General features: G+C 71.2%; 19 protein-coding genes. 9 read left to right on the forward strand and 10 right to left on the reverse strand.

Going from position 1 to position 19,681, the window contains the following annotated elements; translation table 11 throughout:
• Positions 1 to 4: 4 nt before the first annotated feature.
• Together rfbD and rfbB are read right to left on the reverse strand one after the other, a co-directional pair.
• Entirely contained in the window at positions 5 to 865 is an 861-nt protein-coding gene (gene rfbD, locus BCF74_RS04660; protein ID WP_106296790.1) for a dTDP-4-dehydrorhamnose reductase, read from the reverse strand.
• Entirely contained in the window at positions 865 to 1,872 is a 1,008-nt protein-coding gene (gene rfbB / locus BCF74_RS04665; protein WP_106296791.1) for a dTDP-glucose 4,6-dehydratase, read from the reverse strand. Before rfbB ends, rfbD begins: the two co-directional genes overlap by 1 nt.
• A 63-nt stretch (positions 1,873 to 1,935) precedes the next feature.
• Between rfbB and rfbA the strand changes: the two genes are divergently transcribed.
• Positions 1,936 to 2,814, forward strand: a complete 879-nt coding sequence (rfbA, locus tag BCF74_RS04670; RefSeq protein WP_106296792.1) for a glucose-1-phosphate thymidylyltransferase RfbA — start codon at positions 1,936 to 1,938, stop codon at positions 2,812 to 2,814.
• Positions 2,814 to 3,413, forward strand: a complete 600-nt coding sequence (locus BCF74_RS04675) for a dTDP-4-dehydrorhamnose 3,5-epimerase family protein (RefSeq protein WP_106296793.1) — start codon at positions 2,814 to 2,816, stop codon at positions 3,411 to 3,413. The genes rfbA and BCF74_RS04675 overlap by 1 nt, the downstream gene beginning before the upstream one ends.
• Positions 3,414 to 3,565: 152 nt before the next feature.
• Here the strand turns inward: BCF74_RS04675 and BCF74_RS04680 are convergent, their stop codons facing one another.
• Positions 3,566 to 4,369 (reverse strand): class I SAM-dependent methyltransferase, encoded by an 804-nt coding sequence (locus BCF74_RS04680; protein ID WP_106296794.1) that lies wholly within the window; start codon positions 4,367 to 4,369, stop codon positions 3,566 to 3,568.
• Between the two features lie 202 nt (positions 4,370 to 4,571).
• Here BCF74_RS04680 and rpsA point away from each other — a divergent pair, with 202 nt between their 5' ends.
• From rpsA to coaE, 3 genes are all read left to right on the forward strand, one after another.
• Entirely contained in the window at positions 4,572 to 6,074 is a 1,503-nt protein-coding gene (gene rpsA, locus BCF74_RS04685) for a 30S ribosomal protein S1 (RefSeq protein ID WP_106296795.1), read from the forward strand.
• 104 nt (positions 6,075 to 6,178) lie between these two features.
• Positions 6,179 to 6,649: a PPOX class F420-dependent oxidoreductase gene (locus tag BCF74_RS04690; protein ID WP_106296796.1), complete on the forward strand. Its 471-nt coding sequence runs from the start codon at positions 6,179 to 6,181 to the stop codon at positions 6,647 to 6,649.
• A 4-nt stretch (positions 6,650 to 6,653) separates the two neighbouring features.
• A complete protein-coding gene (coaE, locus tag BCF74_RS04695; protein ID WP_106296797.1) occupies positions 6,654 to 7,829 on the forward strand; it encodes a dephospho-CoA kinase in 1,176 nt (391 codons plus the stop codon).
• A 7-nt stretch (positions 7,830 to 7,836) separates the two neighbouring features.
• Here the strand turns inward: coaE and BCF74_RS04700 are convergent, their stop codons facing one another.
• On the reverse strand, positions 7,837 to 8,883 hold the full coding sequence (locus BCF74_RS04700; RefSeq protein ID WP_106296798.1) for a Gfo/Idh/MocA family protein: 1,047 nt from the start codon (positions 8,881 to 8,883) through the stop codon (positions 7,837 to 7,839).
• Between the two features lie 104 nt (positions 8,884 to 8,987).
• The gene (locus BCF74_RS04705; RefSeq protein ID WP_245889211.1) at positions 8,988 to 10,199 is read right to left on the reverse strand and encodes an MFS transporter; all 1,212 of its coding nucleotides are present in this window, start codon (positions 10,197 to 10,199) and stop codon (positions 8,988 to 8,990) included.
• 122 nt (positions 10,200 to 10,321) lie between these two features.
• On the opposite strand from BCF74_RS04705, the gene uvrB reads away from it, so the two are divergent.
• The 3 genes from uvrB to BCF74_RS04720 are packed head-to-tail and all read left to right on the forward strand — an operon-like array spanning position 10,322 to position 13,726.
• Entirely contained in the window at positions 10,322 to 12,436 is a 2,115-nt protein-coding gene (gene uvrB, locus BCF74_RS04710; protein WP_106296799.1) for an excinuclease ABC subunit UvrB, read from the forward strand.
• A gap of 49 nt (positions 12,437 to 12,485) precedes the next feature.
• Complete coding sequence (locus tag BCF74_RS04715; RefSeq protein ID WP_106296800.1) at positions 12,486 to 12,830, forward strand: MmcQ/YjbR family DNA-binding protein; 345 nt, start codon at positions 12,486 to 12,488, stop codon at positions 12,828 to 12,830.
• Positions 12,827 to 13,726 carry an oxygenase MpaB family protein gene (locus BCF74_RS04720; RefSeq protein ID WP_106296801.1) on the forward strand — a complete coding sequence of 300 codons (900 nt, stop codon included), beginning with the start codon at positions 12,827 to 12,829 and terminating at the stop codon, positions 13,724 to 13,726. Before BCF74_RS04715 ends, BCF74_RS04720 begins: the two co-directional genes overlap by 4 nt.
• A 48-nt stretch (positions 13,727 to 13,774) precedes the next feature.
• On the opposite strand, the gene BCF74_RS04725 is transcribed toward BCF74_RS04720, so the two are convergent.
• Complete coding sequence (locus tag BCF74_RS04725) at positions 13,775 to 14,677, reverse strand: alpha/beta hydrolase family protein (protein ID WP_245889212.1); 903 nt, start codon at positions 14,675 to 14,677, stop codon at positions 13,775 to 13,777.
• Between the two features lie 459 nt (positions 14,678 to 15,136).
• Between BCF74_RS04725 and BCF74_RS04730 the strand changes: the two genes are divergently transcribed.
• The gene (locus tag BCF74_RS04730) at positions 15,137 to 16,123 is read left to right on the forward strand and encodes a TerC family protein (RefSeq protein WP_106296863.1); all 987 of its coding nucleotides are present in this window, start codon (positions 15,137 to 15,139) and stop codon (positions 16,121 to 16,123) included.
• 54 nt (positions 16,124 to 16,177) lie between these two features.
• On the opposite strand, the gene BCF74_RS04735 is transcribed toward BCF74_RS04730, so the two are convergent.
• The 4 genes from BCF74_RS04735 to BCF74_RS17265 are packed head-to-tail and all read right to left on the reverse strand — an operon-like array spanning position 16,178 to position 19,664.
• Positions 16,178 to 17,053: an EamA family transporter gene (locus BCF74_RS04735; protein WP_106296803.1), complete on the reverse strand. Its 876-nt coding sequence runs from the start codon at positions 17,051 to 17,053 to the stop codon at positions 16,178 to 16,180.
• 24 nt (positions 17,054 to 17,077) lie between these two features.
• On the reverse strand, positions 17,078 to 17,782 hold the full coding sequence (locus BCF74_RS04740) for an MBL fold metallo-hydrolase (protein ID WP_106296804.1): 705 nt from the start codon (positions 17,780 to 17,782) through the stop codon (positions 17,078 to 17,080).
• Positions 17,783 to 17,784: 2 nt separating this feature from the next.
• On the reverse strand, positions 17,785 to 18,477 hold the full coding sequence (locus BCF74_RS04745) for a maleylpyruvate isomerase family mycothiol-dependent enzyme (RefSeq protein ID WP_170070131.1): 693 nt from the start codon (positions 18,475 to 18,477) through the stop codon (positions 17,785 to 17,787).
• Between the two features lie 5 nt (positions 18,478 to 18,482).
• Positions 18,483 to 19,664 carry a hypothetical protein gene (locus tag BCF74_RS17265; RefSeq protein ID WP_170070132.1) on the reverse strand — a complete coding sequence of 394 codons (1,182 nt, stop codon included), beginning with the start codon at positions 19,662 to 19,664 and terminating at the stop codon, positions 18,483 to 18,485.
• Between the last annotated feature and the right edge of the window lie 17 nt (positions 19,665 to 19,681).

A 19,681-nucleotide genomic window follows, 5' to 3' on the forward strand; every position in this document is an offset into this window, starting at 1 on the left:
GCCGTCAGTTTCTTCCGGTGCCCAACACCGTCGGTGCTGCACGCCGCAGCGCGTCCCGCCAGTCAGGCAGGCCCGCAATGCCCGCGCGCTCCCAGCGCACATGTGACAGAACGGAGTTCGCCGGTCGCTGCGCCGGGCGCGGATACGCGTCCGAAGTCGTCGGCTGCACCCGTTCCGGGTCCAGCCCGAGCTCCTCGAACACCGCGCGCGCGAACCCGAACCACGTCGTCGCGCCGGCACTCGTCCCGTGCCACACCCCACCGGCCGCCCCGCCGTCGACGAGTCGCACGATCCCGTCCGCGAGGTCGGCGGTCCACGTCGGCTGTCCGCGCTGGTCGTCGACGACGGACAGGGTCTCGCGCTCACCGGCGAGCCGCTGCATCGTCGTCGCGAAGTTCGGCCCACCGGCCCCGTAGAGCCAGGCCGTCCGGACGACGAGCGCGTCGGGTGCCGAGGCAAGCACAGCCCACTCGCCGGCCGCCTTCGTCCGTCCGTATGCCGTCCGCGGCCCGACCGGGTCGTCCTCGCCATAGGGCTCGGCGGAGTCCCCGGAGAAGACGTAGTCGGTCGACACGTGGACCAGCCGCGCACCGACAGCCGCCGAAGCGCGTGCCAGATGAGCCGCCCCCACGGCGTTGACCGAGAACGCCTGCGGCTCAGCGGTTTCCGCGTCGTCCACCGCCGTCCACGCAGCAAGGTTCGCGACAACGTCGTGACCCTCGACGGCCTCGGCACAGGCAGCCGCCGACGTCACGTCGAGGTCCGCCCGGCCCAGCGCCGTCACGGAGTGCCCGGCTGCCTCCAGCCGGGGCAGCAGGTCAGCGGCGAGCATCCCGCCAGCGCCGGTGACGAGCCAGCGCGCCATCAGCGCGCGACCACGGTCTGCGTCGCGGCGTACTTCTCCTCGGTCGCCGCCTTCATCGGCCGCCACCAGTCCTCGTTGTCGCGGTACCACTCGATCGTCGCCGCGAGCCCGTCCCGGAACGAGCCGAACTCCGGCGTCCATCCGAGCTCGGTGCGCAGCCGTGTCGAGTCGATGGCGTAGCGGCGGTCGTGCCCGGGGCGGTCGGTGACATGGTCGTAGTCGTCGGCGCCGCGGCCCATGAGCTCGAGGATGTCGCGCACGACGGTCTTGTTGTCGACCTCTCCGTCGGCGCCGATGAGGTAGGTCTCGCCGATCGCACCGCGGTCGATGATCGTCCACACGGCGCGGTTGTGGTCGTCGACGTGGATCCAGTCGCGCACGTTGAGCCCGTCGCCGTAGAGCTTGGGTCGCACCCCGTCGATGACGTTGGTGATCTGGCGGGGGATGAACTTCTCGACGTGCTGGCGCGGCCCGTAGTTGTTGGAGCAGTTCGAGATCGTCGCGGCGACGCCGAACGAGCGCACCCACGCGCGCACGAGCAGGTCCGACCCCGCCTTGGTCGAGGAGTACGGCGACGACGGGTTGTAGGGAGTCGTCTCGGTGAACCGCGCCGGGTCGTCGAGCTCGAGGTCGCCGTAGACCTCGTCGGTGGAGATGTGGTGGTAGCGCACGTCGTGGCGGCGCACCGCCTCGAGCAGCGTGAAAGTCCCCACGAGGTTGGTCTGGACGAACGGCCACGGGTCGTCGAGGGAGTTGTCGTTGTGCGACTCCGCCGCGAAGTGCACGACCGCGTCGGACTCACGCACGAGCGGGTCGACGACCGAAGCGTCCGCCACGTCACCCTCGACGAGCCGCACTCGGTCGTCGACGCCCGCGAGCGAGGCGCGCGAGCCGGCATACGTCATCGCGTCGAGGACGGTGACCTCGACGTCCGGCCGCGTCGCCACGGTGAGATGGACGAAGTTCGAACCGATGAACCCGGCTCCGCCGGTGACGAGGATGCGCACCGCCTCAGGGTAGCGACGCCCAACCCCGTCCGGCCGCCGCCCGCGATCGTTAGGGTTGCCGCCATGAAGGGGATCATCCTCGCGGGAGGCTCGGGCACGCGGCTGCACCCGATCACGCGCGGCATCAGCAAGCAGCTCATGCCGATCTACGACAAGCCGATGGTCTACTACCCGCTCGCGACGCTGATGATGGCGGACATCCGCGAGATCCTCGTCATCACGACCCCGCAGGACCAGGAGCAGTTCGTGCGGCTTCTCGGGGACGGCTCGCCGTGGGGGATCGAGATCTCGTATGCCGTCCAGCCCAGTCCCGATGGGCTCGCCCAGGCGTTCCTCATCGGGGCCGACTTCATCGGCGACGACAGCGTCGCCCTCGTGCTCGGCGACAACATCTTCTACGGCACCGGCCTCGGCCGCTCGCTGCGCGCACTGACCGACGTCCGCGGCGGACACGTCTTCGCACACCACGTCGGCGACCCGACGGCATACGGCGTCGTCGAGTTCGACACCGACGGGCGCGTGATCTCGATCGAGGAGAAGCCGGCCGAGCCGAAGTCGAGCTATGCCGTACCCGGCCTCTACTTCTACGACAACGACGTCATCGACATCGCGCGCAACCTCACGCCCAGTGACCGCGGCGAGCTCGAGATCACCGGCGTCAACGACGCCTACCTCCAGCGCGGCGACCTCACCGTCACGGTGCTGCCGCGAGGCACGGCGTGGTTCGACACGGGCACGTTCGAGGGCTTGATGGACGCGAGCCAGTTCGTCCACCTCATCGAAGCGCGACAAGGCACCAAGATCGGCTGCGTCGAGGAGATCGCCTGGCGCGCGGGCTGGATCGACGACGCACAGTTCAGCACCCTCGGCGACGCCCTCGTCAAGAGCGGCTACGGGGCCTACATCCACGGGCTGCTCGCGCAGGGCCGGGAGGCCTTCTGATGGACATCGTCCCCCTGTCGATCGAGGGTGCGTTCGTCGTCACCCCGCGCCAGTTCCCCGACGCGCGCGGCGTCTTCCTCGAGTCCTTCCGCGGCGACCGGCTCGCCGAGCAGCTCGGACACCGCCCGGACATCGTGCAGACCAACATCTCGGTGTCCTCGCGGGGGACCGTGCGCGGTGTGCACTTCGCCGACATCCCGCCGTCGCAGGCGAAGTACGTCACGGCGGTGACCGGTTCGCTCGTCGACTACGTCGTCGACCTGCGGGTGGGGTCGCCGACGTTCGGGCGGGTCGAGGCGGTGCGGCTCGACGCCGTCGACCGTCGGGCGGTCTATCTCACGGAGGGGCTCGGCCACGCCTTCTGCGCGCTCGAGGACGACACGACGGCGATGTACCTCTGCAGCGCGGCCTACGACCCCGAGCGCGAGCACGGCGTCCACCCGCTCGACCCCGAGCTCGGGCTCGAGCTGCCCGAGGGGATCACGCCGACGCTCTCCCCGAAGGACGAGGCCGCGCCGACACTCGCCGCGGCCCGCGACAGTGGGCTGCTGCCGACGTACGCCGCGTGGCAGGAGCACGTCGCGACCCTGCGCCACTGAAGCGAGCGCCGCGCCCCAGCATTATCGGGCCACCCGATAATCGCCCACTCGACCCGACAAGGCTTCTCGGGCGGAGCGGGAGGGAGTCGTCCGGGCCACCGGTCGTGAGCTGCACGGCGACTGCAACCAGCCACCGGGGCGCCACCCCGCCCTCAGCTGGCCGGCTTGTGGCAGACGAAGATCGCCGTTCCCGGCAGGATCGCGCCGCGCAACGGCGACCAGCCGCCCCACGTCGCCGTGTTGTCCGCCGGCCACTCCGGCTCGACGAGGTCCTCGAGCACGAGCCCCGCCGCGACGACCTCGCGCACCCGGTCGCCCAGCGTGCGGTGGTGCTCGACATACGTCGCCCGCCCCGAGCCGTCCGACTCGACGTACGGCGTGCGGTCGAAGTAGCCGTGCCGGGCGACGAGCCCGCCCTCGCCGGGGTCGTCGGGGAAGGCCCACCGCACCGGGTGCGTCGTCGAGAAGACGAACCGCCCGCCGGGGCGAAGCACCCGCGACACCTCACGCAGCACCGCCGCGCTGTCCGCGACGAAGGGCACGACACCGTATGCCGTGTAGACCGTGTCGAAGACCGCGTCACCGAAGGGGAGGGTGAGGGCGTCGCACTGCAGCAGCGGGGGAGCGACACCGGTCCGCTCGCTCACGTCCCGGCCGACGGCGAGCATCCCGGCCGAGAGGTCGCTCGCGACGACGCGCGCCCCCACCTCGCGGGTGAGCCAGCGGGCGCACTGACCGGCGCCGGCGCCGATCTCGAGGATCACCTGGTCGGACGTCGCGGAGAGCAGCCCGAGCTGCTCCTCGGTCCAGCCCTCCGGCCCCCAGACGAACTCCTCGTCCCCGAGGAAGGCGCCGTGCTCGGCGTAGTAGTCGGCGGCCTCACCGTCCCACCACGAGCGGTTCGCCGACTGGGTCTCGGGGGTGCCGACCTCACGTCGCCCCACCGACCCCGTCACGCGCGCCCCCACAGCGGGACTTTGCGCAGGTCACGAAGGGGAGCGGACGGCATACGACCGTTTTGACCACGCACAGACAGGCTCGGTAGGCTGGACGAGCATTCGTGTGCGTTCATGCATGCCCGTCGGGCACTGCGCAGGCACGCGACGCGTCCAGAACCATCCCATCGATTCCATCTGTCCACATCGGAGTTCCTACTACATGACTGCCAGCACGGTCGACACGACCGCCCCTCAGATCGCCATCAACGACATCGGCTCTGAGGAAGACCTTCTCGCCGCCATCGACGCCACGATCAAGGACTTCAACGACGGCGACATCGTCGAAGGCCACATCGTCAAGGTCGACCGCGACGAGGTCCTGCTCGACATCGGCTACAAGACCGAGGGCGTCATCCCCTCGCGCGAGCTGTCCATCAAGCACGACGTCGACCCCAACGAGGTCGTCTCCGTCGGCGACGAGGTCGAAGCCCTCGTCCTCCAGAAGGAGGACAAGGAAGGCCGCCTCATCCTGTCCAAGAAGCGCGCCCAGTACGAGCGCGCCTGGGGCACCATCGAGAAGGTCAAGGAGGAGGACGGCGTCGTCACCGGCACCGTCATCGAGGTCGTCAAGGGCGGCCTCATCCTCGACATCGGCCTGCGCGGCTTCCTCCCCGCCTCGCTCGTCGAGATGCGCCGGGTCCGCGACCTGCAGCCGTACGTCGGCCAGCAGATCGAGGCCAAGATCATCGAGCTCGACAAGAACCGCAACAACGTGGTCCTGTCGCGCCGCGCCTGGCTCGAGCAGACGCAGTCCGAGGTCCGCACGACCTTCCTCAAGGAGCTCCAGAAGGGCCAGGTCCGCTCCGGCGTCGTGTCCTCCATCGTCAACTTCGGTGCGTTCGTGGACCTCGGCGGCGTCGACGGTCTCGTCCACGTCTCCGAGCTGTCCTGGAAGCACATCGACCACCCGGGTGAGGTCGTCGAGGTCGGCGACGAGGTCACCGTCGAGGTGCTCGACGTCGACATGGACCGCGAGCGTGTCTCCCTGTCGCTGAAGGCGACCCAGGAGGACCCGTGGCAGCACTTCGCCCGCACCCACGCCATCGGCCAGGTCGTGCCGGGCAAGGTCACCAAGCTCGTCCCGTTCGGTGCGTTCGTGCGCGTCGAGGACGGCATCGAGGGCCTCGTCCACATCTCCGAGCTCGCCGAGCGCCACGTGGAGCTGCCGGAGCAGGTCGTCACCGTCGGCCAGGACATCTTCGTCAAGGTCATCGACATCGACCTCGAGCGTCGTCGCATCTCGCTCTCGCTCAAGCAGGCCAACGAGGACGGCGCCGGGCTCACCGAGTTCGACCCGACCCTCTACGGCATGGCCGCCGAGTACGACGAGCAGGGCAACTACAAGTACCCCGAGGGCTTCGACCCGGAGACCAACGAGTGGCTCGAGGGCTACGAGAAGCAGCGCGAGGCCTGGGAGAAGCAGTACGCCGAGGCGCACGCCCGCTGGGAGGCCCACCGCACGCAGGTCGAGGAGGCCGCCAAGGCCGACGCCGAGGCCGCGACCGGTGGCGACACCCCGACCTCGTACAGCAGCGACTCGTCCGCCGGCTCGTCCTCCTCGGACGAGGGTGCGGCTGCCCGTCCGGCCGCGCCCGCGAACGAGGGCACCCTCGCCTCCGACGAGGCCCTCGCCGCGCTGCGCGAGAAGCTCACCGGCAACTGAGCGCAGCGGCATACGCCCGTATGCCGTGAGCGCACCTGAGAGGCCCGGTTCCCCTGCGGGGGAGCCGGGCCTCTCGGCTGTCGCCGAGCGTCTAGGGTCGAGTCATGGCACGCAGCATCGCGACGAACACCGAGGTCGACCTCGACGGGCTGCTCGAGTTCGTCCGTCCGCGACACCACATGATCCTGCTCACCGAACGCTCGGACGGGCGGCCGCAGGGCTCACCCGTCACCGGCGGAGTCGACGACGCCGGGCGGATCGTCATCTCGACCTACCCCGAGCGCGCCAAGACCGCGAACGCCCGACGCCGGCCGCGAGCCACCGTCCTCGTGCTCTCGGACGACTTCGGCGACGCGTGGGTCCAGGTCGACGGCGACGTCGAGGTGCTCGACGCGCCCGAGTCGGTCGAGCCGCTCGTCGAGTACTTCCGCAACATCTCCGGAGAGCACCCCGACTGGGACGAGTACCGGCAGGCCATGGTCGACCAGGGCAAGTCGATCCTGCGCATCACGCCGACGCGCTGGGGACCGATCGCCACCGGAGGCTTTCCCGCACGACTCGCCGACGAGGCCTGAGGTCGTGCTGCGGGTCGGGCTGACCGGGGGGATCGGGTCGGGCAAGTCGACGGTCGCGCGCGCCCTGCGCGACCTCGGCGCCGTCGTCGTCGACGCGGACGCCGTCGCGCGCGAGGTCGTCGAGCCGGGTATGCCGGCCCTGGCCGCCATCCGGGAACGGTTCGGGGACAGCGTGTTCGGCGCCGACGGCGCACTCGACCGACCAGCGCTGGGTCGCGTGGTCTTCGCCGACCCGCAGGCGCTGGCCGACCTCGAAGGCATCACCCACCCGGTCATCTGGGCGCGCACCGCCGATCTCATCGCGGCCGCGCCCGACGACGCCATCGTCGTGCACGACATGCCGCTCATCGTCGAGAAGGGCATGGGCGCCGACTACCACCTCGTCCTCGTCGTCGGGGTCGACGCCGAGACGCGGGTCGAGCGGCTCGTCCGCGACCGGGGCATGACGCCGGAGGACGCCCACGCCCGCATCGCCGCCCAGGCCGACGACGACGCCCGGCGCGCCGCCGCCGACGTCTGGCTCGACAACAACGGCACCCCGGAGCAGCTCGACGTCTCGGTGCGGCGCCTCTGGGCGGAGCGTCTGGAGCCCTTCAACGAGAACCTGCTCCACGGCATACGGGCCGCTCGCACCGACCGGCTCGCGCTGACCGAGCCACGTGAGGACTGGCCCGCACAGGCGGCTCGGCTCGTCGCGCGCATCGAGAAGGCCCTGGGGGAGCGGGCCGTCGACGTCGAGCACATCGGCTCGACCTCGGTGTCGGGGCTCGTCGCGAAGGACGTCATCGACCTGCAGATCGGGGTGAGGAGCCTCGCGGACGCCGACGACCCGGACTTCGTCAAGGCGTTGTCCCGCAAGGGTTTTCCGCGCGTCGAGGGCAACGACCGCGACAACGGCAAGGACGGGACCGAGTGGCCCAAGCGGTTCCACGGCACGGCTGACCCCGGCCGCCCGGCGCACGTCCACGTTCGTGAGGTCGGCTCACCGGGTTACGAGTGGGCGCTGCGGTTCCGCGACTGGCTGAGGTCGGACGAGGCGGCGCGCGAGGAGTACGCCGCACTCAAGCACGAGCTGCTCGGGCGGGGACTCGGGGTCTCGGACTACGCCGACGCGAAGGAGCCGTGGTTCGACGCGGTCCACACGCAAGTGACCGGCGCACGCCTCGACGGCGACGGCTGAGTCACCGTCACTCGCCGGGGTACCGGACCCCCACCTGCGACCGGACGTCGTCGAGGACCTCCATGATCCGCAGCGTCTCGGCAGCCGGGAGCAGCGGGCTCTCGGTGAGCCCGGCGTCGATGCACCGCGCCGCCTCGCACGCCTCGAAGTGCAGCCCGTGGGTGCGCTGCTCGGGCTCCCACACGGCGACGTCCTGCGCGTCCCGGGACGTGAACCGGATGCCGGTCGGGGCGTACCAGCGCCCGGTCGGGTCGTCCGGGTCGCCGAGGTCGAGCCGTCCCGCCGTCCCGATGACGCTCGCCGTCGTCGGGGTGCGCGAGGTCATCGTCGCGTGCAGGATGCCCGTGCCGCCGTTGCGGCCGGTCGCGACGATCGTCTCCTCGGCGTCCACGCCTTCCTCGGTGAGCCGCCCGGTGGCTGTCACCGAGTCGATGCCGTCGAGGACGAAGCTCGCGAACGACACCGGGTAGATGCCGAGGTCGAGCAGCGCGCCACCGGCGAGCTCGGGGTCCCAGAGCCGCTGCGGCCCGTTCGGGTGCAGCGGCTGCCCGTGGTCGGCGAAGACGTTCTCGACCTCACCGAGCAGCCCGTCCTCGAGGCACTGGCGCACGACGTCCGTGCCGGGGAGGAACCGGGTCCACATCGCCTCCATGGCGAAGAGCCCGCGGCCCCGCGCAGTGTCGAGGATGTCGCGCGCCTCGGCGGCGTTGCGCGCGAACGCCTTCTCGACGAGGACGGGTTTGCCGGCGTCGAGCGCGAGCCGCGCGTGCTCGCGGTGCTCCGAGTGCGGCGAGGCGACATAGACGATGTCGACGTCCGGGTCCGCGACGAGCTCGTCGTAGGAGCCGTATGCCGTGTGCGCGCCGAACTCGTCCGCGAACCCTTGCGCTCGGGCGAGGTCGCGTGAGCCGACGGCCTGGATGACCTGCTCGGTCTCGGCGCGCAGCGCCGACGCCATCGTGCGGGCGATGCCGCCCGGGGCGAGGATGCCCCAGCGCAGGACGGGCGCGGTGCGAGGGTCGGGGGTGCGGGGGCTCGGGAGAGTCGTCGTCACCGTCCCATCGTGTCATCCCCATCGCGGACCGACGGACATGCAATGGGGTCGCGGGTGGCCGGCCGACGTGCTTGTCCGAGCAGCCTCGCGTCCGGCCGGACTGGCTAATGCATGTCCGTCGGCTCACCCGGCGGGTCCCCGGGCACGAGGGGCAATGCGGCAGCGGCGAACGCGGCCGCGGAGGCGAACGCGACGGCATACCCGCTGCGGGCGATGAGCGCGCCGGCGACGGGCGGCACGAAGGCGGCGACGAGGTACTGGCCGGAGTTCTGGATGCCGAGCGCGCGCCCGGACCAGAACGGCCCGGCCCGCTCGGCGACCGCCGTGAACGCGAGCCCGTTGTCGGCGACGGTGGCGCCGGTCGCGGCGACGAGGAGGGCCACGGCGAGAGGGGACCCGAGGGTCGCCGTCAGGCCGAGCCCGAGCATGAGGACGACCACGCAGAGCGCGACCCAGCGCAGCGGGCGCATCCGGCTGCCGACCCGGTCCGACAGGGCACCCGCCGCGATGCGGGAGAAGGCACCGACGAGCTGGGCCACCGCGACGAGCGCGCCGGCGGCACCCGCGCTCCAGCCGCGGTCGGTGACGAGCCAGGCCAGTGCATAGGACCACACGAGGAACTGGGGGACGACGAGGAGGACGGAGACGAGGTGCACGCGCGCGAGGAAGCGGTCCGCGGCATACGGGTTGGTCACGGCGACGGTCGCGCGGTCCGGGCGCGGTGGGTCGGCGACGATGACGGCGACGGCGACCAGCGCGACGAAAGCGACGAGAGCGGGCAGGGCGATGGCCGTGCGGATGCCGAATCTCTCGGCGGCGACCGCGAGGGTGGCGGCGCCGATGCCGACGCCGAGGGGCTGAGCCATCTGCCGGATCCCCATCGCGGTGCCGCGGCGGTGCGCGGGGAACCACCCGACGACGACCCGGCCGCTCGCGGCGTTGGCCGAGGCGGCGAAGGCGCCGGCGAGGACGAGCCAGCCGAACCACCACCAGGGTCCGTCCCCGAGTGCTGCCACTGCGGTCGCGACGGTCGTGCCGGCGAGCCCGGTGACCAGGGCGAACCGTTCCCCGCGCCGGTCGACGACGAGACCCCACGCGACGAGGGTGAGGAGCACGCCGACCATCGGAGCGGCGGCCACGAGACCGGCCTCGGGGAGGCTGAGCCCGGGGCCGGTGGCTCGGTCGGTGAGGGCCGGGATGAGGAAGGGCGGGCCGTGGACGACGACGGCCGACGCGGCCTGGGCGAGCGTGCTCACGGCGAGCATGAGCCAGTGACGTGCCGTCACGCCCTGGGTCGTCGCGGTGCCGTGGTCCACCGGTCCAGTCAACGCGAGGGTTGCCGCGTCCGCTCGCCCGTCTCACCCGTGGGCGGTGGTTGGACCACCTCGCAAGGCGACCACGGCGGCGGCTGTCGGTGGCACGGCATACCGTTGTGGGTATGCGTCCCACCACCGACCTCAAGCGCACCGTCGCACCCTTCCGGGTCGAGTCGGAGTTCGAGCCCGCCGGTGACCAGCCGGCGGCGATCAAGGCCCTCGCCGAGCGGATCAACCGCGGCGAGCAGGACGTCGTGCTCCTCGGCGCGACCGGCACCGGCAAGTCGGCGACGACGGCCTGGCTCGTCGAGCAGGTGCAGCGCCCCACGCTCGTCATGGCGCCGAACAAGACGCTCGCCGCGCAGCTCGCCAACGAGTTCCGCGAGCTGCTCCCGCACAACGCGGTCGAGTACTTCGTCAGCTACTACGACTACTACCAGCCCGAGGCCTATGTCCCGCAGACGGACACCTACATCGAGAAGGACTCCTCGATCAACGACGAGGTCGAGCGGCTGCGGCACTCCGCGACGAACTCGCTGCTCACCCGCCGTGACGTCATCGTCGTCGCGTCCGTGTCGTGCATCTACGGTCTCGGCACGCCGCAGGAGTACGTCGACAAGATGGTCCCGCTGCGCGTCGGGGACGAGCTCGACCGCGACGACCTGCTGCGCCGGTTCGTCCAGATGCAGTACACGCGCAACGATCTGGCCTTCACCCGCGGCACGTTCCGGGTGCGCGGCGACACGGTCGAGATCATCCCGATGTACGAGGAGCTCGCCGTGCGCATCGAGTTCTTCGGCGACGAGATCGACAAGCTCTACACGCTGCACCCGCTCACCGGCGAGGTGGTGCGCGAGGAGAGCGAGATGTACGTCTTCCCCGCGTCGCACTACGTCGCGGGACCCGAGCGGATGGAGCGCGCGATCCACGGCATCGAGCTCGAGCTCGCCGACCGGCTCAAGGTCCTCGAGGGGCAGGGCCAGATGCTCGAGGCCCAGCGGTTGCGGATGCGCACGACCTACGACATCGAGATGATGCGCCAGGTCGGGTCGTGCTCCGGCATCGAGAACTACTCGATGCACCTCGACGGGCGCCTGCCCGGCTCGGCACCGAACTGCCTCCTCGACTACTTCCCCGAGGACTTCCTCCTCGTCATCGACGAGTCCCATGTCACCGTCCCGCAGATCGGTGCGATGTACGAGGGTGACATGTCCCGCAAGCGCACCCTTGTCGAGCACGGCTTCCGGCTCCCGTCGGCCATGGACAACCGCCCGCTGAAGTGGGAGGAGTTCCTCGAGCGGATCGGACAGACGGTCTACCTCTCGGCGACCCCGGGCGCCTACGAGCTGGCCAAGAGCGACGGCGTCGTCGAGCAGATCATCCGCCCGACCGGTCTCGTCGACCCCGAGGTCGTCCTCAAGCCGACGAAGGGCCAGATCGACGACCTGCTCCACGAGATCAACGAGCGGACCAAGCGTGACGAGCGGGTCCTCGTCACGACGCTGACGAAGAAGATGGCCGAGGACCTCACCGACTACCTCCTCGACAAGGGTGTGCGGGTTCGCTACCTGCACTCCGACATCGACACCCTCCGCCGCGTCGAGCTGCTGCGCGAGCTGCGGCTGGGGGAGTACGACGTCCTCGTCGGCATCAACCTGCTGCGCGAGGGTCTCGACCTGCCCGAGGTCTCGCTCGTGTCGATCCTCGACGCGGACAAGGAGGGCTTCCTCCGGTCGACGCGTTCACTCATCCAGACGATCGGCCGTGCCGCGCGCAACGTCTCCGGGCAGGTGCACATGTATGCCGACACGGTCACCCCCTCGATGCAGGAGGCGGTCGACGAGACCGCACGCCGCCGCGAGAAGCAGATCGCCTACAACACCGAGCGCGGCATCGACCCGCAGCCGCTGCGCAAGAAGATCGCCGACATCACCGACATGCTCGAGCGCGAGGACGCCGACACCGAGTCGTTGCTCGGGTCCGGTCGGGCCGTGTCCCGCGGCAAGGCCGACGGTGGGCGCGGTGGCCGCGGGGCGCTGGCCGCCGACGCGGTGACGGTGGGCGCGGACCGGCTCGGCGAGATGGCCGCGGGCGACCTCGCCAACCTCATCCAGGAGCTGTCCACGCAGATGCACCAGGCTGCGGCCGACCTGCACTTCGAGCTCGCCGCGCGGCTGCGTGACGAGATCGGGGACCTCAAGAAGGAGCTGCGCCAGATGACCGAGGCGACGAAGTGAGCCGCAGTCATGGGGCCGGGTGGTCCTGCACCGAGGAGACGGGCGCGCGATGACCCCGGACGACCTCGCGGCACACGCCCTCGGCAAGCCAGGCGCCTGGGCGGACCAGCCCTGGGAGGGCGACCACGTCGCGAAGGTCGGCGAGAAGATCTTCGCCTTCCTCGGCCGCGACGGCGTCGGCGTCAAGCTCGGGTCGCGCGCGGAGGCCGACGAGTGGCTGGAGGAGTTCCCGGACGACGCGACCGTCATGCCCTACATCGGTCGCCACGGCTGGAACACGCTGTCGCTGACCGGCGCGATCCCCGACGACGTGCTGTTCGAGGCCGTCGACACCTCGTACGAGCTCGTCGTCGCAAAGCTGCCTCGGGCGCAGCGCCCGGACGGTGCGTCATGAGCGCCGTCGACGTCGTCAGTGGGGTCCTGGGGCCGGTGCGCAAGGGTGTCGGCAACGCCCTGCGATCGCGGGTGGCCGGGTCCGACCCGGTGGAGCGGTCGGCGCGCATCTGGGGTGCGCCGGGGGAGCGCTGGTTCCGCGAGGGCGACCCGATCTGGCGGGTCCACGGTGACGGCTCGATGTTCGTCGCGGGCATCCGCGCGCTGCTCCTGCAGTCCCTCCACCCGCTTGCGATGGCCGGGGTGGCCGGGCACTCGGGCTTCCGTGGCGACCCGTGGGGACGGCTGCAGCGCACGAGCACCTTCATCGCGACGACCACGTACGCGCCCGCCCCGGACGCCGAGCGGCTCATCGCCAGGGTCCGCGGCATCCACCGCCGCGTCGTCGGTGAGGACGAGCAGGGTCGTCCGTATGCCGCGAGTGACCCGCACCTGCTCGCGTGGGTCCACGCGGCGGAGACCGACAGCTTCCTCACCTGCTTCCAGCGGTTCGCGGTGCGTCCGCTCGGATCGGCCGAGGCGGACACGTATGTAGCCCAGACCGGTGAGATCGCCGCTCGCCTCGGCGTGGTCAACCCTCCGCAGACCGTGGCCGAGCTGGACGCGGTCATCGAGACGTTCCGTCCCGAGCTCGAGACGACCGCCGCGGCGCTCGACGCGGCCGACTTCCTGTTGCGGCACCCGCCCCTCGATGCGGTGTCGCGCCTCGGGTACGCCCCGTTGGCCGCGGGTGCTGTCGGCCTGCTGCCCTCGTGGGCGCGCACGATGCTGCACCTGCCGGGGCCGGACCTCGTCCACGAGCAGGTGGGCGTGCGCGTCGGTCGTGGCGCCGCGCGACTCGTGACGTGGGGGTTGACGCACCCGGACCTCGCCGCGGAGCGGAAGGTCCCGGCCTGACGGCCCAGGCCAGGCCCGCGACACCGACGGGCGCGTCGGGTCCGCCCGTCAGCCGTTCGCGGCGGCGAGGCCGTCGAGGAGCTCGAGCTGGCGTGCCCAGACCTCGCTCGTGGTGTCGATGACGACGAAGTGGTCACCGTTGACGAGCTCGACCGTGGCGTCGGCGCCCTCCGCGGTCGCCGCCTCGACGTAGTCCGTCGACTGGCTCAGCGGCACGGTGTCGTCGCTGCGGCCGTGGATGCAGCGGACGGGGACCTCGAGCGGTACCTGCTGTCGCGGGTCGACGGCGGCGTCGGCGTCGGTGACGGCGTGCCCGACGAACGCCTGGGCCGCGCCGCTGCCGAGGTCCTCATGGTCCGCGGCGACGAGGTCGAGCACCCCGGCCTGCGACACCGCTCCGGTGACGGGCACCGTGGGGTCGGACCACGCGGCATACCGGCCGCGCCCGGCGGCCCACACCGCGAGGTGACCGCCCGCGGAGTGCCCGAGGGTGATCACCGTGGAGAGGTCGAGGCCGTCGACGGAGGCGAGCCGGTCGATGGCGGCGTGGATGTCGTCGAGGGTCTGCGGGACGCCACCGCCGTTGCCGACGCGGCGGTACTCGATGTTCCAGGCGGTCCAGCCGTTCTCGGCGAGGCTGGCGGCGAGGGGACGGCCGAGCTCAAGGTCGTACTCCGCCTTCCAGAAGCCGCCGTGGATGACGACGACGACGCCCTTGCTCGGGCCGTCGGGGCGGGTGAGCTCGCCGAACTGGCTCGGGTCGTCGCCATAGGTGAGTCGCATCGGGTTGCCCTCCTGCACTGGTTCGGGGGAGTCCGGGGTGCTGCACGCCGCGAGCGTGGCCGCCGGAAGGGCGAGCACCACGCGACGAGTGAGCACATCCTCGACCCTATGCCGAGAGGTGACCGTCCCGTCCGCCTTCGCCATCGCCTTCGCCCGCGCCCGGCTCACCGACCGCTTCTGGCGACTTATTGCGCACAGTTCGCATGCTCGCTGGGGCTCGCATGCGAACTGTGCGCAATAAGTCGGCTGTCCGAGCGGAGGGCGGGCCCACTCCGCGACTCAGGAGTTCATCTCACGAGCGAAGCCGTGCCGAGCGGAGGGCGGGCCCACTCCGCAGTGGTTGATTGAGTCAATGCGCGGAGCGCCATGCGGAGGGCGGGCCCACTCCGCAATCGCTGATTGCGCCATCGTGCCGTTCGCGTGACAGAATCAGCGATTGCGGAGGGGAGTATCCCCACCTCACGCGGTGTCCTCGTCATCACGGTCCAGCTCGTCCGGGCCCGGGGAGCCGGCCCGGCAGCGCGACTCGTTCCGGGTGGGAGAGACCTCCGGGCCATCCGTTGACCCCAACCGTGAAAGGTTGTCCGCGTGCACGCACTGCCCAACCTCGCCACCGCGACCGCGTCGATGAACGTGCAGCCGTGGCAGTGGTACCTCACGATCGGTATCGCCGCCGCGATCCTCATCTTCGACGTCATCATGATCGCGCGGCGGCCGCACCGCCCGACGACGCGCGAGCTCAGCGTGGCGCTGACGTTCTACGTGGGCGCGGCGATCGCCTTCGGCATCTGGGTCTGGATGAGCCACGGCAGCCAGCTCGCCGGTGAGTTCTATGCCGGCTGGCTGACGGAGTACTCGCTCTCCATCGACAACCTCTTCATCTTCCTGCTCATCATGGCGAGGTTCGGGGTTCCGGAGAAGTTCCAGCAGACCGCCCTCATGTGGGGCATCATCATCGCCATCGTGCTGCGCGGCATCTTCATCGCGGTGGGCGCGGCGGCGATCAACAACTTCGCCTGGGTCTTCTACATCTTCGGCGCGTTCCTCATCTACACGGCCATCAAGCTCGCCAAGGAGGGGGAGTCTCACGACGAGGAGTACGAGGAGAACGCCTTCATGCGGTGGGTCGAGCGGACCTTCCCGTCGACGAAGGAGTGGAGCACCAAGCTCATCACGAAGGAGAACGGCAAGCGCGTCATCACGCCGCTGTTCATCGTCGTCGCGGCCCTCGGCACGACCGACCTGCTCTTCGCGCTCGACTCGATCCCCGCGATCTACGGCCTGACCCGCGAGCCCTACCTCGTCCTCACCGCGAACCTGTTCGCCCTCATGGGTCTGCGGCAGCTGTACTTCCTCATCGGCGGCCTGCTGCAGAAGCTCGTCTACCTCAGCCTCGGCCTGGCCGTGCTGCTCGCCTTCATCGGCGTCAAGCTCATCCTGCACGCCCTGCACGAGAACAACCTGCCGTTCCTCAACAACGGCGAGGGCTTCAAGGTCCCGGAGATCCCGATCGCCGTGTCGCTCGGCGCCATCGTCGTCATCCTCGGCATCACGACCATCGCCAGCCTGTGGAAGTCCCGCAGGGAGGCCCGCGAGGGCGCGTCGCACGGCTGAGGCGCGCACCCGGCATACGCCACGAACGACGCCGGCCACGACGGCCGGCGGGCGTCAGGACCCCGTCGACTCGGCGGGGTCCTTGCGCGCTCCGAGGCCGAGCACGATCGCCGAGGCGGTGACGACGCAGGCCATGCCGACGAGCTGCATGGGCTGGAGCCGCTGCCCGAGGATGAGCAGCCCCGCCAACGCGGCAACCGCCGGCTCGAGGCTGAGCAGGATCCCGAACACCTGCGCCGACAGCCGCCGCAGCGCGACGAGCTCGAGCGAGTAGGGCAGCACCGAGGACAGCAGCGCGATCCCGAGCCCGCGCGCGAGGACCGACCCGTCCCACTGCGGCACCGACGCCACCCCGAACGGCAGGGTCACCACGGTCGCCACGACCATGGCGAGGGCGAGGCCCTCGAGCTTGTCGAACTCGGCGCCGGTGCGTCCCGAGAGGATGATGTATGCCGCCCAGCAGGCTCCCGCGGTCGCGGCCAGTCCCAGCCCGGTCCAGCTGAGCTCGTCGAGCGGGACGGAGAACGCCTCCGAGATGAGCAGCACGCCGATGCCGGCCACGAGCACCGCGACAAGGTCGAGGGCGCGGCGGGACAGGGCGGCAGCGAGCAGCAGCGGTCCGAGGAACTCGATCGTCACGGCGACGCCGATGTCGAGGTGCGCGAGAGAGCCGTAGAACGCGAAGTTCATCAGCCCGAGCGCGACACCGAACGCGACGACCGTGGCCCACGCCCGACGCGAGTGTCCGCGCCAGCGCGGTCGCGCGATCGCGAGCAGGATGACCGTCGCGAAGAGCAGCCGCATGACGACCGACCCGCCGGCGCCGATCTCGGGCACGAGCGTCGCCGCGAGCGCCCCGCCGAACTGGACCGAGACGATGCCCGCGAGGACGAGCAGCGGCGCGGGGACGGTCGAGGGGCGGCGGCTCACCCGGTCAGGGTAGAGCCGCCCGGGTCACCAGCCGCGCTCGCGCCACTCGCCGAGATGTGGCCGCTCGACGCCGAGGGTGGTGTCGTCGCCGTGGCCGGGATAGACCCACGTGTCGTCGTCGTAGACGTCGAAGACGCGCGTCGTGACGTCCTCGATGAGCGAGTCGAAGCTCTGGCCCGGGTTCTTCGTGTTGCCGATGCCGCCGGGGAAAAGCGAGTCGCCCGTGAAGAGGTGCGTGCGACCTCCCGGCGAGGGGTCGGCATACGCCAACGCCACCGACCCGGGGGTGTGTCCGCGCAGGTGCACGACGTCGAGCTCGACCTCACCGAACCGGACCGTGTCGCCGTGGGCGAGGCGGACGTCGGGCCGTACCGGGAGGGCGTCGGCGTCGTCGGCTCCGGCATGGGTGCGAGGGTGGAACGCGTCGACGACGTCCTTCAGCGCACGGACGTGGTCCCAGTGCTGATGTGTCGTCACGAGCGCGTCGAGGCTGCCGCTGCCCTCGCGGACAAGGGCGGCGATGCGCGTGGGGTCGTCGGCGGCGTCGATGAGCAGCTGCTCGCCGGTGCGGCGGCAGGTGAGCAGGTAGACGTTGTTCGACATGTCCGAGACGGCGATCTTGCGGATGACGAGATCGTCGAGCTCGCGTACGTCCGTGTCGCCGCCCGGGGTGACGGAGCCGGTGTAGTCGTCGGTGCCGCTGCCGCCGTCGGTGTCGGGGTTCGTCATGCTCAGAGTCCCTTCGTGAGCTCGGGGAGGGTGTCGGCCCGCACGCCGGACGGGTCCTGGCGGGCGAGCCAGGTGAGGATGCCGGCGCGCGAACCGGTGACGTGGGCGTCGGCGTCCCCGATGGACCAGATGTCGCCCTCGTCGCTACGGATCGTCATCGAGGGCGCCACGGGAGCGCCCTTCTGCCGCTTGAGCTCGTTCTCGATGAAGAGCACCTGCAGGGCACCGTCGAGGTCGCCGAACCCGAAGTCGCTCGCGAGGTCGACGTGGTGGTAGACGACCTCGCGCAGTCGGAGGAAGGGCAGCATGCCGGCCGTGAATGTCGGCCCGCCGGGGGTGCGCTCGAGGACGATGTCGGCATGCTCGTCACGGAGGCGCGCGAGCTCGGGTGCGAGCGCCGCGGCCGTCGTCTCGACGTCGCCGACGACCTCGCCGAGCGGTCGCCCCACACCCTCGTCGATGTCGGCGTCACGACCCTCGGGGGAGTCGTACATCGTCTCGCCGGTCCCGTCGACAGCGGCGCGCACGAGCCGCACGAGGGCATCGGCGTTGCGGGCGACGTGGTTCAGGACGTGGTCCCGGCTCCAGCCGGCACACAGGCTGTCCGCGCCGAGGTCGCCGGGCGCGGCGAGCTCGCGGGCGTCGGCGACGAGACGCGTCGTCTGGTCGTCGATGGCGGCGAGGAGGTCGGTCACGGTCGTCACGTTACGCGCGCCCGCCACAGTGCGCCGCGGTCCGCGCCGTCGGACGTGACCACCCACAGCTCGCCGTCGTGCAGCACCGCAGAGACGGGTATGCCGTCCGGTCCCGGTGTCGTGGTCCACGCGTCACCGCGGCCTCGCAGCACGACACTGCCCGTGTCGGTCGCCGTGACGAGCAGGAGGTCGTCGCCGACCGTCAGCGGTGCCGGCGGTGCTGCCTTCTCGGGCACGGTGATCGGGGGTATGCCGGGTGGCTGGCTCGCGGTGTCCGTCGTGAGCTGCCACATCGTCAGCTTCCCCTCCGTCGTGCCCGCGAGGACGCACTCAGTGGCGTCGCACGTGGCGGCCTGCGCGACGGAGATGCCGGAGTCGCCCATCCGGGGGAGGTCTTGCCGCGTCCAGGGACCACTGGGCCCGGGAGAGGACCACGTGGAGGGCGTGACCGTGACCGAGCCGTCGGTCAGCCCGGTCACCGAGCCAGCGAGGAGGAGGCCCTCGCCCCGGGGGACGATGGCGCGGGCGTCGAGGAGCGCCTCAGGGGTGCTGCCGAGGGCCGTGCCGGTCGAGGGCTGCCGGGCCCACCGGTCGCCCGTCTTGGTCCAGGTGGCGATGTCGAGCCCGGTGGACTCGCTCTGCCAGGCGCCGAGCACGACAGGCGACGCACCGGCATACGCAACGCCCACGAGGTCTCCCGCCCCGTAGCTGCCGAAGACACCGAACGGCTGCTCCTGCTCGGCCACCCCGCTGAGCGAGCCGGACCAGGTCTGCCAGCGGTAGTTCGCGTGCGCGCCGCCGCGGGCGCCGCTCACCGCCTCGATGCGGTCGCCGCGGACGGCGAGCTGGAACCACCGTGCCTCGAAGCCGTAGGGCGAGCGCGGGGTGACCGGGACCTCGCGCAGGGTGTCTGCGGAGGGGCCGGCGAGGATCCTCGGACGGACCCGCTGACCTTCGGGGGCGATGGCACCGACGACGACGGTGTCACCGTCGGCCGCGCGCGAGGCGGTGGCGAGGGTGACGGGGGAGAGGCCGGCGGGGAGGGCGACGGCGGTCCAGGCCAGCGGCTCGCCGGCCCCGGCGGTGGGCTCAGGCGGGGACTCGGCCGCCGGTGAGCAGGCGGCGGCCAGCACCCCCGCGAGGGCCGTGGCCGCGACGGCGCGGCCGGCTCGTGACCGAGATCCCACGGTCCGACCCTAGGCCC

It is taken from the genome of Knoellia remsis (assembly GCF_003002895.1).
GTDB classification, from domain to species: Bacteria; Actinomycetota; Actinomycetes; order Actinomycetales; family Dermatophilaceae; genus Knoellia; species Knoellia remsis.

Coding starts and splice junctions, on each gene's coding strand:
- rfbA (WP_106296792.1), top strand. CDS start 1,936: ATGAAGGGGATCATCCTCGCGGGAGGCTCGGGCACGCGGCTGCACCCG.
- BCF74_RS04740 (WP_106296804.1), bottom strand. CDS start 17,782: ATGACGAACCCCGACACCGACGGCGGCAGCGGCACCGACGACTACACC.
- rfbD (WP_106296790.1), bottom strand. CDS start 865: ATGGCGCGCTGGCTCGTCACCGGCGCTGGCGGGATGCTCGCCGCTGAC.
- BCF74_RS04730 (WP_106296863.1), top strand. CDS start 15,137: ATGAACGTGCAGCCGTGGCAGTGGTACCTCACGATCGGTATCGCCGCC.
- rpsA (WP_106296795.1), top strand. CDS start 4,572: ATGACTGCCAGCACGGTCGACACGACCGCCCCTCAGATCGCCATCAAC.
- BCF74_RS04720 (WP_106296801.1), top strand. CDS start 12,827: ATGAGCGCCGTCGACGTCGTCAGTGGGGTCCTGGGGCCGGTGCGCAAG.
- BCF74_RS04675 (WP_106296793.1), top strand. CDS start 2,814: ATGGACATCGTCCCCCTGTCGATCGAGGGTGCGTTCGTCGTCACCCCG.
- uvrB (WP_106296799.1), top strand. CDS start 10,322: ATGCGTCCCACCACCGACCTCAAGCGCACCGTCGCACCCTTCCGGGTC.
- BCF74_RS04715 (WP_106296800.1), top strand. CDS start 12,486: ATGACCCCGGACGACCTCGCGGCACACGCCCTCGGCAAGCCAGGCGCC.
- BCF74_RS04690 (WP_106296796.1), top strand. CDS start 6,179: ATGGCACGCAGCATCGCGACGAACACCGAGGTCGACCTCGACGGGCTG.